12 protein-coding genes are annotated in these 15,204 nt (G+C 70.2%); 9 read left to right on the top strand and 3 right to left on the bottom strand.

Translation table 11 applies throughout. The features are described 5' to 3' along the window. Positions 1–2 precede the first annotated feature (2 nt). The gene (locus tag CBM2586_RS02735; protein WP_115686756.1) at positions 3–3,302 is read left to right on the top strand and encodes an efflux RND transporter permease subunit; all 3,300 of its coding nucleotides are present in this window, start codon (positions 3–5) and stop codon (positions 3,300–3,302) included. A gap of 25 nt (positions 3,303–3,327) precedes the next feature. After that, positions 3,328–4,821, top strand: coding sequence for an efflux transporter outer membrane subunit (locus CBM2586_RS02730; RefSeq protein WP_115662941.1), 1,494 nt, complete (start codon positions 3,328–3,330; stop codon positions 4,819–4,821). On the opposite strand, the gene CBM2586_RS02725 is transcribed toward CBM2586_RS02730, so the two are convergent. Further along, positions 4,818–5,720: a LysR family transcriptional regulator gene (locus CBM2586_RS02725; RefSeq protein ID WP_018008891.1), complete on the bottom strand. Its 903-nt coding sequence runs from the start codon at positions 5,718–5,720 to the stop codon at positions 4,818–4,820. The two genes, CBM2586_RS02730 and CBM2586_RS02725, sit on opposite strands and share 4 nt — an antisense overlap. A gap of 109 nt (positions 5,721–5,829) precedes the next feature. On the opposite strand from CBM2586_RS02725, the gene CBM2586_RS02720 reads away from it, so the two are divergent. The 7 genes from CBM2586_RS02720 to CBM2586_RS02690 all read left to right on the top strand — a co-directional run bounded on the left by CBM2586_RS02720 (position 5,830) and on the right by CBM2586_RS02690 (position 12,677). Next, entirely contained in the window at positions 5,830–6,294 is a 465-nt protein-coding gene (locus CBM2586_RS02720) for a PACE efflux transporter (RefSeq protein WP_115686755.1), read from the top strand. A gap of 152 nt (positions 6,295–6,446) precedes the next feature. Continuing rightward, positions 6,447–7,700 (top strand): flavin-dependent oxidoreductase, encoded by a 1,254-nt coding sequence (locus CBM2586_RS02715; protein ID WP_115662943.1) that lies wholly within the window; start codon positions 6,447–6,449, stop codon positions 7,698–7,700. A gap of 217 nt (positions 7,701–7,917) precedes the next feature. Further along, on the top strand, positions 7,918–9,069 hold the full coding sequence (locus CBM2586_RS02710) for an ABC transporter substrate-binding protein (protein ID WP_115686754.1): 1,152 nt from the start codon (positions 7,918–7,920) through the stop codon (positions 9,067–9,069). Beyond that, positions 9,066–9,653: a MarR family winged helix-turn-helix transcriptional regulator gene (locus CBM2586_RS02705; RefSeq protein ID WP_115662945.1), complete on the top strand. Its 588-nt coding sequence runs from the start codon at positions 9,066–9,068 to the stop codon at positions 9,651–9,653. The genes CBM2586_RS02710 and CBM2586_RS02705 overlap by 4 nt, the downstream gene beginning before the upstream one ends. Positions 9,654–9,703: 50 nt before the next feature. Then, the gene (gene dacB / locus CBM2586_RS02700) at positions 9,704–11,329 is read left to right on the top strand and encodes a D-alanyl-D-alanine carboxypeptidase/D-alanyl-D-alanine endopeptidase (RefSeq protein WP_115686753.1); all 1,626 of its coding nucleotides are present in this window, start codon (positions 9,704–9,706) and stop codon (positions 11,327–11,329) included. Between the two features lie 188 nt (positions 11,330–11,517). After that, positions 11,518–12,354 (top strand): AzlC family ABC transporter permease, encoded by an 837-nt coding sequence (locus tag CBM2586_RS02695; RefSeq protein ID WP_115686752.1) that lies wholly within the window; start codon positions 11,518–11,520, stop codon positions 12,352–12,354. Beyond that, positions 12,351–12,677, top strand: a complete 327-nt coding sequence (locus CBM2586_RS02690; protein ID WP_115686751.1) for an AzlD domain-containing protein — start codon at positions 12,351–12,353, stop codon at positions 12,675–12,677. Before CBM2586_RS02695 ends, CBM2586_RS02690 begins: the two co-directional genes overlap by 4 nt. 215 nt (positions 12,678–12,892) lie before the next feature. Here the strand turns inward: CBM2586_RS02690 and CBM2586_RS02685 are convergent, their stop codons facing one another. Together CBM2586_RS02685 and CBM2586_RS02680 are read right to left on the bottom strand one after the other, a co-directional pair. Further along, positions 12,893–13,882: an L-threonylcarbamoyladenylate synthase gene (locus CBM2586_RS02685; protein WP_115686750.1), complete on the bottom strand. Its 990-nt coding sequence runs from the start codon at positions 13,880–13,882 to the stop codon at positions 12,893–12,895. A gap of 39 nt (positions 13,883–13,921) precedes the next feature. Then, a complete protein-coding gene (locus CBM2586_RS02680; RefSeq protein ID WP_115662950.1) occupies positions 13,922–15,166 on the bottom strand; it encodes a 5-(carboxyamino)imidazole ribonucleotide synthase in 1,245 nt (414 codons plus the stop codon). Positions 15,167–15,204 lie beyond the last annotated feature (38 nt).

Below are 15,204 nucleotides of genomic sequence, written 5' to 3'. Positions count from 1 at the left end.
CCATGAATCTCTCGGCCGCCTTTATCCACCGCCCGGTCGCGACCGCGCTGCTCACGCTCGGCATCCTGCTCGCGGGGCTGGCGGCGCTGCGGCTGCTGCCGGTGTCGCCGCTGCCGCAGGTGGACTTCCCCACCATCTCGGTGTCGGCGTCGCTGCCCGGCGCCAGCCCCGAAACCATGGCCGCCACCGTGGCGACGCCGCTGGAGCGCGCGCTCGGCACCATCGCCGGCGTGACCGAGATCACCTCGAGCAGCTCGCTGGGGTCGACCCGCGTGACGCTGCAGTTCGACCTGTCGCGCAACATCGACGGCGCCGCGCGCGATGTGCAGGCCGCCATCAACGCCTCGCGCGCGACGCTGCCGACCAGCCTGCCCAACAACCCGACCTACCGCAAGGTCAACCCGGCCGACGCGCCGATCATGATCATCGCGCTGACCTCGCCGAGCATGACGCGCGGGCAGCTCTACGACGCGGCCTCGACCATCCTGGCGCAGAAGCTGTCGCAGGTCGAGGGCGTGGGCCAGGTCACGATCGGCGGGGCCTCGCTGCCGGCGGTGCGGGTCGAGCTGAACCCGACCGCGCTGAACAACTACGGCATCTCGCTCGAGGACGTGCGCAACACCATCAGCGCGACCAACGCCAACCGGCCGCTGGGCACGCTGGAGAACGCCGGCACCAACTGGCAGGTCTACGCCAACGACCAGGCGATGAAGGCGGAAGACTACATGCCGCTGATCATCCGCTACGCCACGCCGGGGACGTACTCGTCGGCATCGGCGGGCGCGCTGATCGCCAGCACCGCCAACGCCACCGCCAGTGGCGGCGTCAGCACCAAGGTGGTCAACGGCGTCACCGTGACCACGCTGACCACCAGCAGCGGCACCACCACCATTACCAGCGGCGCCACCGGTGGCACCAGCGCCACCAGCGGCCCCAACGCGTTCGCGGTGCCGGTGCGGCTGCGCGACGTCGCCAACGTGGTCGATTCGGTGCAGGACATCCGCAACGCGGGCTCGGCCAACGGCAAGCCCTCGGTACTGCTGGTGCTGAACCGCTCGCCCGGCGCCAACATCATCGAGACCGTCGACCGCGTCAACGCGATGCTGCCGCAGCTGCAGAAGATGATCCCGGCGGCGATCTCGATGGACGTGATGATGGACCGCACCCCCACCATCCGCGCCTCGCTGCGCGAGGTCGAGCACACGCTGATGATCTCGGTGGCGCTGGTGATCATGGTGGTGTTCGTGTTCCTGCGCAATGTGCGCGCCACCCTGATTCCCAGCGTGGCGGTGCCGGTGTCGCTGATCGGCACGTTCTCGGTGATGTACCTGGCCGGGTTCTCGCTGAATAACCTGTCGCTGATGGCGCTGACCATCGCCACCGGCTTTGTGGTCGACGACGCCATCGTGGTGCTGGAGAACATCTCGCGCCATATCGAAGAAGGCATGAAGCCGCTCGCGGCCGCGCTGCGGGGCGCGCGCGAGGTGGGCTTCACGGTGCTGTCGATGAGCCTGTCGCTGATCGCGGTGTTCATTCCGCTGCTGATGATGGGCGGCATCGTCGGGCGCCTGTTCCAGGAGTTCGCGATCACGCTGTCGGTGGCGATCCTGGTATCGCTGGTGGTGTCGCTGACCACTACGCCGATGATGTGCGCGCGCATGCTGCGGCCGGTGGAACCGGAACAGCAGGGGCGCTTCTTCCGCGCCACCGAGCGCATGTTCCAGTGGCTGCACGACGGCTATGCGCGCTCGCTCGCCACGGCGCTGCGGCTCAGCCCGCTGGTATGGCTGGTGCTGCTCGCCACCATCGCGCTCAACGTCTACCTGTACGTGATCGTGCCCAAGGGCTTTTTCCCGCAGCAGGACACCGGGCGGCTGATCGGCTTTATCCGCGCCGACCAGGCCACCTCGTTCCAGGCCATGCGCGGCAAGCTCGACAGCTTCATCAGGATCGTCCAGTCCGACCCGGCGGTGGTCAACGTGACCGGCTTTACCGGCGGCTCGCAGCGCAATACCGGGCAGATGTTCGTCACCCTCAAGCCGCTGTCGGAGCGCAAGGAATCGGCCGACGCCATCATTGCGCGACTGCGCGGCAAGCTGGCCAGGGAGCCCGGCGCCAGCCTGTTCCTGCAGTCGGTGCAGGACATCCGCGTCGGCGGGCGCCAGAGCAGCTCGCAGTACCAGTTCACGCTGCAGTCCGACGACCTGGAAGTGCTGCGCGCGTGGGAGCCCAAGGTGCGCGCGGCGCTGTCCAACCTGAAGGGGCTGGAGGACATCGACACCGATACCAACGACAAGGGCCTGCAGACCTCGGTGATCATCGACCGCGACGCGGCCTCGCGCCTGGGCGTGACCGCGCAGCAGGTGGATGCGGTGCTCAACGATGCCTTCGGCCAGCGGCTGGTGTCGACCATCTACCATCCGCTCAACCAGTATCGCGTGGTAATGGAGCTGAGCCAGGAATACCTGCAGGGGCCCGATGCGCTCAAGGACATCTATGTGGTCACCGGCAACGGCAACCGCGTGCCGCTGGCCGCGTTCGCGCGCGTGACCCCGAGCAGCACGCCGCTGGGCGTGAACCACCAGGGCCAGTTCGCCGCCTCGACGATCTCGTTCAACCTGGCCGAAGGGACGTCGCTGTCGCAGGCGACCGACGCGATCAACCGCGAGATGGCGCGCATCGGCGCCCCCGAGACCCTGCGCGCCAACTTCCAGGGCGGCGCCAAGGCATTCCAGGACTCGCTCAAGAGCCAGCCGATCCTGATCCTCGCGGCGCTGATCACGATCTATATCGTGCTGGGCGTGCTGTACGAGAGCTACGTGCACCCGCTGACGATCCTGTCGACGCTGCCGTCGGCCGGCGTGGGCGCGCTGCTGGCGCTGCTGGCGTCGAAGACCGACTTCAGCATCATCGCGCTGATCGGCGTGATCCTGCTGATCGGCATCGTCAAGAAGAACGCGATCATGATGATCGACTTCGCCATCGACGCCGAGCGGCGCGACGGGCTGTCGCCGCGCGACGCCATCTACCGCGCCTGCCTGCTGCGCTTCCGCCCGATCCTGATGACCACCATGGCCGCGCTGCTGGGCGCGGTGCCGCTGGCGCTGGGCCGCGGCGACGGCGCCGAGCTGCGCGCGCCGCTGGGCATTTCCATTGTCGGCGGGCTGGTGGTGAGCCAGCTGCTGACGCTGTACACCACGCCGGTGGTCTACCTGACGCTGGACCGCTGGCGCCTGCAGGTCAAGGCCTGGCGCCAGCGCCGCCGTGGCGCCGGCACGCCCGACCAGCCGGCCGCCGTTTAGTCTTGCAGTGATGCAGAGATTCGCCATGACCGTTTTTTCCCGCTTGCTGACCCCTGCCCTGCCGCTGCCGCTGGCATGCGCGCTGCTGCTGGCCGGCTGCGCCGTCGGCCCGGACTACCAGCGTCCCGACGCCCCGGTGTCCGCGGCCTTCAAGGAAGCCGACGTCGCCACGCCCGCCTGGAGCGGCGACTGGAAGCCCGCCGAGCCGCAGGATGCGCTGGCGCGCCCCGACTGGTGGACCGTGTTCGGCGACGCGCAGCTCGATGCGCTGATGGCCGAGGTGCAGATCTCGAACCAGAACATCAAGGCCGCCGAGGCGCAGTACCGCCAGGCGGTGGCATCGCTGCAGGCGGCGCGCGCCGGCTTTTTCCCGCTGGTCGATGCGCAGGCGGGCGCCTCGCGCGCGCGCAATGCCAGCGGCAACACCCTCAACGGGCAGAGCGTCACGCTGGGCGCGACCTGGGAGCTCGACGTCTGGGGCCGCGTGCGGCGCCAGGTCGAAAGCAGCGAGGCCAGCGCGCAGGCGAGCCAGGCCGACCTGGCCTCGACCCTGCTGTCGACGCAGGCCACGCTGGCGCAGAGCTACTTCCTGCTGCGCGTGGCCGATGCCCAGAAGGCGCTGCTGGACCGCACCGTGGCCGACTACCAGAAATCGCTGCAGCTGGTGCAGAACCAGTACGCGGCGGGCACCGCGCAGCGCTCCGACGTGCTGCAGTCCGAGACCCAGCTCAAGAGCGCGCAGGCGCAGCAGATCGACATCCAGATCACGCGCGCGCAGCTCGAGCATGCCATCGCCGTGCTGGTGGGCCAGCCGCCCGCGGCGCTGTCGCTGGCCGCCGGCGAGTTCCGCGCCGCGCCGCCGCGGGTGCCGGCGGCGGTGCCGTCGCAACTGCTGGAGCGCCGCCCCGACATCGGCGCGGCCGAGCGGCGCATGGCCTCTGCCAATGCGCAGATCGGCGTGGCGCAGGCGGCCTACTACCCGACCCTGTCGCTGTCGGCCAGCGGCGGGCTGACCGCCAGCACGCTGGCGCGCTGGATATCGCTGCCGGACCGGATCTGGTCGATCGGCGGCGGCCTGGCCGGCACGCTGTTCGACGGCGGCGCCCGGCGCGCGGCCAAGGCGCAGGCGGTGGCGGCCTACGACCAGACCGTGGCCAGCTACCGCCAGACCGTGCTGGGCGCGTTCCAGGAAGTCGAGGACAACCTCGCCGCGCAGCGGCTGCTGGAACAGGAGTCGGTGGTGCAGAACGACGCGCTGCGCTCGGCGCGCGAAGCGCTGGCGCTGGTCAACAACCGCTACCGCGCCGGCACCGCCGGCCTGCTCGACGTGCTGACGGCGCAGACCAGCGCCTACACCGCCGAGCGCACCGCGCTCTCGATCACCGGCCGCCAGTACACCGCGGCGGTGGTGCTGATCAAGGCGCTGGGCGGCGGCTGGCACGCGCAGCCGGCAAGCGCTGGCGGCAGTGCCGGCACCAGCGGCCAGGCTGCCGCGCCCGCGACCGTCGGGCAGCGCTAGGCGCCGCGCTGCGGCGCGCTCGGCAGCGGCTGCGCGCAGATGCGCTCGCGCAGCCAGGTGGCGGCCTTGCCCAGCGGCCGCTGCTTGTGCCACACCAGCTCCATCGCCACCGGCCAGTCCTGCTGCTGGAACGCCAGCGGTGGCGACACCAGCTGCGCCGCGGCCGGCGAATTGGCCACCACGTGCCAGGGCACGAAGGCCCAGCCCAGGCCGCGCTTGACCAGCTCGACGATGACCCACTGGCTTTCGACCCACCACACATCGGCGGCGACCCGCAGGCGCATCTTTTCTTCGCTGTCGGTGCGGGTCGCGACCATCAGCTGGCGGTAGCGCTTGAGCTCTTCCCAGTCGACCCGCTGCGACGCCAGCGGATGGTCGGGCGCGCACAGGATCTGCATCGGCATCCAGCCGAGCGCATGGAAGCCCAGTTCCGGCGGCAGCACCTCCTGGCGCCACATGATGCCGAGGTCGGCGCCACCCTCCAGCACCAGCCGGCTGACGTCCTCCATCAGCGGAAACAGCAGTTCCAGCTCGACCGCCGGGAAGCGCCCGGAAAACTCGACCAGCAGCGCGCCCAGCGTTTCTTCCGGATACAGCTCGTCGACCGCCAGCACCAGCCTCGTCTCCACGCCCTCGCCCAGGCTCTTGGCGACGCCGCGGAAATGCTCGCAGCGCTCCAGGATCACACGCGCCTCGGCCAGCAGCCGCTCGCCGGCCGGAGTCAGCACCGGGTAGCGGCCGCTACGGTCGAACAGCGCGTTGCCGGCATCGATCTCGAGGTTGGACACCGCCGCGCTCACCACCGACTGGGCCTTGCCGAGCCGGCGCGCGGCGGCCGAGAACGAGCCCGTGTCCGCCGCCGCGACAAAGGCCTGCAATTGCTCCAGCGAGAGACTCATACCTGATCCAGACCCCGTGGTCTATCTGTTAAAGCGATAGTATCCAACTTGGCAATCCCTGCCCAGCAGATAGACTAGGCCCCATCGTCTTTGCCCGCAAGGAGAAACCATGCGCAAAACCTGGGACCGGATCCGTCATGCCGTCGGCTTCGAGGTGGTCGGCCTGCTGATCTTCGCCCCGCTGGCGAGCTGGGCCTTCGGCTATGAACTGCACCAGATGGGCCTGATCGGCGCGGTCGCCTCGCTGATCGCCACCGGTTGGAACTACCTGTACAACGTGCTGTTCGACAAGGGCATGCTGCGGTTCACCGGCCAGCTGCGCAAGTCGGTGCCGGTGCGCGTGCTGCATGCGCTGCTGTTCGAACTGGGCCTGCTGGTGGTGTTCCTGCCCTCGCTGGCGTGGTACCTGAATATCAGCCTGATCGATGCGCTCATCATGGACATTGCCGTGGCCGGCTTCTACATGGTCTACGCGCTGGTCTACAACTGGCTCTACGACATCGTGTTCCCGGTGCCGTCGCTCAAGGCGCAGGCCCCGGCCGAAGCCAGGCCGGAACGCGCCGCGCTGGGCTGAGCGCGGGTTTTCCCGACCCCGGACGCCCAGGGGCCGGGTCTTTCCCGTGTTGTCGCAGCCGGTCGAATCGTTATACTCCATAACAAATTCGATCCGCCGGCGGCGGCGCCCTGCGCGCGGCCCCCGGCACTACCTGCAAGCCGGGAGACACCATGAAGATCGCAATCGCCGGAGGCGGCATCGGCGGCCTGACGCTGGCGCTGCTGTGCCACCGCCACGGCATCGAGGCCGAGGTCTGGGAGGCCAGCGAAACGCTGCGCCCGCTGGGCGTGGGCATCAACCTGCTGCCGCACGCCGTGCGCATCCTGGAGGAACTAGGCCTGCGCGATGCGCTCGCCGCGATCGCGGTCGAGACCTCGTCCCTGTCCTACTACAACAAGCTGGGCCAGCGCATCTGGCATGAGCCGCGCGGGCTGGCCGCGGGCTATGACTGGCCACAGTTCTCGATCCACCGCGGCGAATTCCAGATGCTGCTGCACCGCACCGTGGTCGAGCGCCTCGGGGCGGGCGCGGTCCATACCGGCCACAGCTTCGAGTCCGTGCTGGATACCGGCGCGCAGGGCCAGGCGCGCTTCGTGCTGCGCCGCCGCGACGACAACGCCGCGGTCGAAGCCAGCGCCGACGTGCTGGTCGGCGCCGACGGCATCCATTCGGCGGTGCGCCGCCATTTCTATCCCACCGGCGACCTGCCGCGCTTCTCGCGCCGGCTGCTGTGGCGCGCGGTCACCGAGGCGCCGCCCTACCTGGACGGCCGCTCGATGTTCATGGCCGGACACCAGGACCAGAAGTTCGTCGCCTACCCGATCTCCGAACCGCTGCGCCGCCAGGGCCGTTCGCTGGTCAACTGGATTGCCGAGCTGCGCGTGCCCGACAGCGTGCCCGACACGCCGCCGCGCAGCGACTGGAACAAGCAGGTCGACAAGGCCGTGTTCCGCGCGCGGTTTGCCGACTGGCAGTGGGACTGGATCGATATCCCCGCGCTGATCGACGGCGCGGACGCCATCTACGAATTCCCGATGGTCGACAAGGATCCGCTGCCGCGCTGGACCTTCGACCGCGTCACGCTGCTGGGCGACGCCGCGCACCCGATGTACCCGATCGGCTCCAACGGCAGCGCCCAGGCCATCCTCGACGCGCGCTACCTGGTCGACAGCGTGCTCGGCACCCGCGACACCGGCTACGCCCTGCGCGAATACGAGGCCGAGCGCCTGCCGCGCACCGCCGGCATCGTGCTGCGCAACCGCATGAACGGGCCGGAGCAGGTGATGCAGCTGGCCGAGGAACGGGCGCCGCAGGGGTTCAGCGATATCAGCCAGGTGATTCCACGCGCGGAGCTGGAAGCGATTTCGCTGCGCTACAAGCAGCTGGCGGGGTTCGACCGGCAGTCGATGCAGAACAAGGCATAACCCGAGGGTGTATTCCCGCTCCCCTCACGGGGAAAGGGCCGGGGTGAGGGGCGGTTTAGCAACAGACCACAGCAAACGAAGCCAACGGCTTTATCCTGAAGGAATCAGCCTTCGACGCTCCTGCCCTCACCCCCTGCCCCCTTTCCCGCAGGCGGGAGAGGGGAGCAAACCAGCGGGATTGGAAACACATAAGATCATTCAGACTGAGGAGACAACCATGGCCCTCCAGATCGCAACCGACCTCACCCGCCTTGCACTAGCCGCCCTCCTGGCCTGCACCGCCACTGCCGCCCTGGCCGACATCACCGTCGGCGTCAGCCTGTCGACCACCGGCCCGTCCGCTTCGCTGGGCATCCCGCAGAAAAACTCGCTGGCCTACCTGCCGCAGCAGCTGGGCGGGGAGCCGGTGCGCTACATCGTGCTCGACGATGCCTCCGATCCCACCCAGGGCGCCAAGGCGGCGCGCCGCTTCGTTGCCGAGGACAAGGTCGACATCATCCTGGGCTCGTCCGCGGTCGCGCCGTCGATCGCGATTGCCGAGGTCGCCGACGAAGCCCAGACCGTGCAGCTGGCGTTCTCGCCGATCGAGCTGAAGCCCGGGCGGGGCGCCTGGACCTTCCGGCTGGCGCAGCCGGTGCGGCTGATGGCCAATGCCGTGGCCGCCACCGCCAAGACCCGGGGCGTCAAGACCATCGGCTTTATCGGCTTTGCAGATGCCTACGGCGAGACCTGGCTGAAGGATTTCACCGCCGCCGCCACCGCCAACGGCATCCGCCTGATCGCCACCGAGCGCTACGGGCGCGCCGACACCAGCGTGACCGCGCAGGCGCTCAAGCTGATCGCCGCCAGGCCCGATGCCATCCTGATCGCCGGCGCCGGCACCGGCGCCGCGCTGCCGCACACCACGCTGCGCGAGCGCGGCTACGGCGGCACCCTGTACCAGACCCACGGCGCGGCCACCAGAGACCTGATCCGCATCGGCGGGCGCCTGGTCAACGGCGCGATCCTGCCCGCCGGCCCGGTGATCGTGCCGGAGCAGCTGCCCGCCGGCGACCCGGTGCGCAAGCCCGGGCTGGACTACGTCACCCGCTATGAAAAGCAGTACGGCGCCGAGACCCGCACGCAGTTCGGCGCCCATGCCTACGATGCCGGGCTGGTGCTGGAGCGCATCGTGCCGGTGGCGCTGAAGCACGCCCGCCCCGGCACTGCGGCCTTCCGCCAGGCGCTGCGCCACGCGCTCGAGACCGAGCGCGACATCGTGGTCTCGCACGGGGTGCTGAACTTCAGTGGGCAAGACCACTATGGCTTTGACCAGCGCGGACGGGTTATGGTGACAATAGAGAACGGCAACTGGAAACTGCTCAAATGATTCCCGACGCATCCGCCACACCGCCCGCCACCCCCGCGCGGCGGTCCCGCACCGGCGCAGACCCAGGGCGGCGCAGGACGCGCGATACGCTGGCGCCCGACCCGGCCGCCGGCGACGGTGCCGATGGCGGCTTCGACCCGCATGTGCCGAACATCGACTACGGCGTGCTCGACAACCTGGTCGGCTACGCCATCCGCCGGGCGCAGATCCGCATCTACGAAGACTTCGTGCAGTCGCTGGCGCAGTGGCAGATCACCCCGCCGCGCTTCTCGGCGCTGGTGATCATCTCGCGCAACCCGCACCTGAAGCTGACCCAGCTGGCGCATATCCTGGGCATCGCGCGCTCGGGCGCGGTGCTGCTGGTGGATGCGCTCGAAGCCATGAAGCTGGTGGCGCGGCGCCCCGCCGCGGGCGACCGGCGCGCCTACAGCCTGGTCCTGACGCCGGCCGGGCGCCGCACGCTGGAAGCGGCCACGCAGGCGGTGGTGGCGCACGACGCCCACGTCAGTTCGGCGCTGAGCGAAACCGAGCAGGCCACGCTGAAAGCGCTGCTGGCACGGCTGGCGCCGCCGCGCGCCGGCTGAACGCGGCGCCGTCGCAACTGTCATCCGCTTGCGCGCGGCCATGCGTTAACATGGCCGCCATGCCAAGAACACTCGCCGCGCCCACCGCAGCGCGACCCGGCGCGCTGCGGCGCCGCCTGTCGCCGCTGCTCTCGCCCCTCCTTGCCGCCGTGCTGCTGGCTGGCGCTCCGGCACTGGCACCGGCCTACGCCAAGCCGCCCCCCAAGGCAGCCAAGGCAACCAAAGCCGCCAAGCCGGCAAAAGCCCCGACAGCCGCCGCCAAAGGCACCACCCGGGCCGCCGCCGATCCGGCGCTGGCCGGCGCCGGCGTGCCCGCCCCGGTGGCCGCGGCCCTGCGCCGCGCCGGGGTGCCGGCCGCGGCCGCCAGCTTCTACGTGGTGCGGCTGGGCGACAGCAGCGCGCGTGCCAGCTGGAACGCGCAGCTGCCGATGAACCCCGCCTCGACCATGAAGCTGGTCACCACCTTCGCCGGCCTGCAGCTGCTCGGGCCCGATTACCGCTGGCAGACCTCGCTCTACGCCGACGCGCAACCCGGCTTCGACGGCACCGTCAACGGCAACGTCTACCTGCGCGGCCACGGCGATCCGAAGCTGGTGCCCGAGGAAATGGCCAAGCTGGTGGCACGGGCGCGCGCCGCGGGCGCCAGCACCATCAACGGCGACCTGGTGCTGGACCGCAGCTACTTTGCCGACGGCCTGGACAGCAACGGCACCATCGACGGCGAGGTGCAGCGCGCCTACAACGTCGGCCCCGATGCGCTGCTGTACGCCTTCAAGACGCTGTCGTTCACGCTGACGCCGGACCCGGCCACGCAGACCGTGGCGGTCAGCGTCACGCCGGAGCTGGCGCAGCTCAAGCTCGACAACCGGCTGACGCTGACCAACGGCCGCTGCGGCGACTGGCAAAGCAGCGCCAGCCCCGCCGTGCTGCCGCAGGCGGACGGCACCGTGCTGGCCTCGTTCTCGGGCGACTACTCCACCGACTGCGGCGAGCACGTGCTCAATATCGCCACGCTGTCGCATGCGGAATTCACATGGGGCGGCTTCGTCGCCGAGTGGCAGCGCGCCGGCGGGCGCTTTGCCAGGCTGCCCGCGCTGCGCAGCGGCAAGGTGCCGCGCGGCGCGGTGCTGCTGGCGCGCCACTACGGCCTGCCGCTGGCCGATATCGTGCGCGACATCAACAAGTTCTCGAACAACGTGATGGCGCGGCAGCTGTTCCTGACCCTCGGCGCCGAGATGGACCGCGGCGGGCCCGCCAGCACCGGACGCTCGATCCGCGTGGTGCAGCGCTGGCTGGCGCAGCAGGGGCTGGACATGCCGGGGCTGGTGCTGGACAACGGCTCGGGCCTGTCGCGCGCGGAACGCATCAGCGCCTATGACATGGGGCGGCTGCTGCAACAGGCCGCCGCCAGCCCGGTGGGGCCGGTGCTGATCGACTCGCTGCCGGTGCTCGGCGTCGACGGCACGCTGCGCAACCGCCTGACCCGCGCCAGCGCCGCCGGCAGCGGCTACCTCAAGACCGGCACGCTGGCCGATGTGCGCGCGCTGGCCGGCTACGTGGATGCCGCCGAAGGCGGCCGCTACGTGGTGGTCAGCATGATCAACCATGCCAACGCCGCGCAGGCGCAGGAGGCGCACGACGCGCTGCTGCAGTGGGTGTACCGCGGGGCACACTGATGCCGCCCGGGCCGGGCCTCGCCGCGGCGCCGTGGCCTGCCGCCAACGCCGCCGCGGCATTTTGTTAAGCGCTCGCTTACCAGCCCGCCATCCCACCCTATAATGGCAGGGTGCCGGCCGCGTCCTGCGGCGGCAGCCTTCCGGGCCGGCCTTCGGCCCCGGGCCGCATCGCCCCCGCTTCCTCTGACATGACTTCCCGACAACCCCCGGTGTGGTTGCGCCTCTGGCATCGCTTCGCACCGGCCGAACGCGCCGGCTTTATCGACGGCGCGCGCCGCTTTGCCCCGTCCCTGCCCGCGGTATTTTCCTGGGGCCTGGTCACCGGCGTGGCCATGAGCAAATCGGTGCTGACGGTGCCCGAGGCGATCGGCATGTCGCTGCTGGCCTACGCCGGCTCGGCGCAGCTGGCGGTGCTGCCGCTGTTCGCCGCGGGGCTGCCGCTGTGGACCATCTGGCTGACCGCGGCCATGGTCAACCTGCGCTTCGTCATCTTCAGCGCCGGCATGCAGCCGCACTTCAGCTACCTGACGCTGGCGCGGCGCACGGTGCTGGGCTTCTTCAACGGCGACCTGCACTTCGTCTACTTCCTGCAGAAATACAGCACGCCCGGCTATGAACCCGGCAAGGAAGGCTACTTCTGGGGCATGGCGCTGACCAACTTCTGCATGTGGCAGGTGTCGTCGATCATCGGCATCGTGCTGGCGAGCCTGTTCCCCGACAGCTGGGGCCTGGGGCTGGCCGGTACCATGGCGCTGATCCCGGTGATGATCGCCACCATCAACTCGCGCTCGACGCTGATGGCGGTGGTGATCTCCGCGGTGCTGGCGCTGCTGTGCTTCGACCTGCCGTACCGGCTCGGGCTGGTGGTGGCCGTGGTGGGCGCGATCGCCGCCGGCATGGCCAGCGACGAACTGGCCGCGCGCGCCGCGCTGCGCGGCATCCGGCGGCGCCGCGAGGCACCGCTTGCCAAGCCCGCGCCCAAGCCGGCGCCCGAGCCCGCCGACGTACCCGGAGACCGCGCATGAGCCATACCGAAGTCTGGATCGCGCTGGTCGGCATGGCGTTCGTCACCGTGATCACGCGCGCGCTGTTCCTGATGGCGGGCGAGCACATCACCGTGCCGGACCGCATCCAGCGCGCGCTGCGCTATGCGCCGGCGGCGGCACTGGCCGCCATCATCCTGCCGGACCTGATGACCTGGCAGGGGCATTTCACCGTGGCGTTTTCGAACTACAAGCTGATGGCGGGCGTGGCGGCCACGGTGTTCTACCTGCTGACGCGCAAGATGGTGGGGATGATCGTGGTGGGGATGGCGGTGTATACGGCGTTGCGGCTGCTGGGGGGGTAATGTTGCCGGCAGCGTGCCTGGCACACGCCCGCCCTCACCCCGGCCCTCTCCCGCGCGCGGGAGAGGGCGCACACAGGCGGCAAGCGAGGGCAACCGGACTGGCTGACCACTGGGGAGTGCCGGTGGTTTGCTCCCCTCTCCCGCTCGCGGGAGAGGGGCGGGGGTGAGGGCCGGCGCATCAACGAGGTCAGCCCGGCGGCAAGTCACCGTCCGCCCTACCCCCCAAACGCCGCCGCCGCCCGCTCCAGCCGGTCCCGCACGCCGGCCCAGTCCTGCCCCTCGGGCAGCACCTCGAACATCAGCTGCGTATAGCCCTTCTTGTCGAGCGTGCGCAGCAGACGGTACAGCTCCTGCGCATAGACGGCGGCATCGGCAGGCGCCTGTACCCAGGTGCAGCGCTGGTCCGCCAGCGGCGCGCGCCCGACCCAGGCCACGCGGGCATCCGCCGGCAGCGCTTCCAGGCGCGCGGCAGCGGCCTGCGCATCGGCCAGCAGCAGCGGCGTGTGCGGCGCGTAGTGGGCCTTCAGGGTGCCCGACGCGCGCGGGGCGGCGGCGTCCGGCGGCAGCGGGGCTTCGCCCAGCACCTGCGCGAGCATCCCCACCGTGATGGCACCGGGACGCAGCAGCACCGGGCCGATGCCCTGGTCCAGCCGCGACAGGTCGACGATGGTCGATTCGATGCCGACCTCGACGCCATCGCCCTCCAGCACATAGACCGCGTCGCCGAATTCTTCGCGCACATGCTGCGCGGTGGTCGGGCTGACCTGGCCGAACTTGTTGGCCGAAGGCGCGGCGATGCCGCCGCGGCCGCGCTTGAAGCGCGCCAGCAGCGCCTGCGCCACCGGATGCGACGGGCAGCGCAGGCCGATGCTGTCCTGCCCGCCGGCGACGGCGGCGTCGATATGCGCGGCACGCTTCAGGATCAGCGTCAGCGGACCGGGCCAGAAGGCGTCGATCAGCTGCTGCGCGGCCGCGGGCACGTCGTCGGTCCAGTAGCCGATGTCGGCGCCGTCGACCACGTGCACGATCACCGGATGGTTCGACGGCCGGCCCTTGAGCGCGAAGATGCGGCCGACCGCCGCGGGGTTCTCGGCGTCGGCCCCAAGGCCGTAGACGGTTTCGGTCGGGAAGGCGACCAGTTGCCCGGCCTCGAGCAGGCGGACGGCTTCATCCAGTTCGGCGGCCGTGGGCGTGCGCGGCGACATCGTGTTCCTTCAAAAGGTGGCGTGGCGGTCGGCGGACATTCAGAGCGGGATGTGCAGCGCCTGCGCGGCCGCCTCGAACGCGGCGTCGGCGGCTTCGGCATGCTCGCCGATGCAGTTGACGTGCCCCATCTTGCGCGACGGGCGCGCATCGCTCTTGCCGTACAGGTGCAGCTTGGCGCCGGGTTGCGCCACCACTTCGTCCCAGGCCGGGGTGCGCTCCAGCCCGAACTCGAACCACACGTCGCCCAGCAGGTTCAGCATCTTGCCGGCGGAATGCTGGCGCGTGCTGCCCAGCGGTAGCCGCGCCATGGCGCGCACCTGCTGTTCGAACTGGCTGGTCTCGCACGCGTCCATGGTGATGTGGCCGGAATTGTGCGGGCGCGGCGCCATTTCGTTGGCCACCAGCGAACCATCGGTCAGCACGAAGAACTCGATGCACAGCACGCCGACATAGCCCATCTCCGTGGCGATGGCGGCAGCGGCGGCGCGGGCGCGCTCGGCGATCTCTGGCGAGACGCTGGTCGACGGCATCTCGGTCGAGAACAGGATGCCGTCGCGGTGCACGTTCTCGGCCAGCGGCCAGGTCGCGGTGGCGCCGTCCGCGCCGCGCGCGGCCAGCACCGACACCTCGTACGCCAGCGGCAGCATCTGCTCCAGCACGCACGGCACGTGCTGCATCGCCTTCCACGCGGCGCGCACGTCGTCGCGCGTCTTCACGCGCGCCTGGCCCTTGCCGTCATAGCCCATGCGCGCGGTCTTGAGGATGCCGGGCAGCACGTGGTCGGGCAGCTGGTCGACGTCGGCGTCGTGCTGGATCACCCAGTGTGGCGCCGTCGGCACGCCGGTGCGCTCGGCGCACGCGGCAAAGAACTTCTTCTCGCCGATGCGGTTCTGCGCGATCGACACGCAGTAGCCGCGCGGCGCGACAAACGAACCCAGTTGCTCGAGGCGGTCCAGCGACAGCGACGGCACGTTCTCGAACTCGGTGCTCACCGCCTGGCACAGCTTGCCCATCTCGGCCAGCGCGGCCTCGTCGGTGTACTGGGCGCAGATATGCTTGTCGGCGACCACGCCCGCCGGGCTGTCCTGGTCCGGGTCGAGCACGCATACGCGATAGCCCATCGCCTGCGCCGCATGCGTGAACATGCGGCCGAGCTGGCCGCCGCCCAGCATGCCCAGCCACGCGCCGGGCAGGATGGGCGCGTCGGGACGGTCGACGCCGAACTCGGCGCGCGATTCCGGCGTGTGGGCTTCGGAGAGGTAGGGATGGATATCGGTCGGCATTGCTCGGTTCCGTGTGGGTCCGGAGGGTTACAGCGGCA

It is taken from the genome of Cupriavidus taiwanensis (genome assembly GCF_900250115.1).
GTDB lineage: Bacteria > Pseudomonadota > Gammaproteobacteria > Burkholderiales > Burkholderiaceae > Cupriavidus > Cupriavidus taiwanensis_B.
Note: the sequence above shows the minus strand (reverse complement) of the source record. Positions and strands in the feature narration are given on the sequence as shown.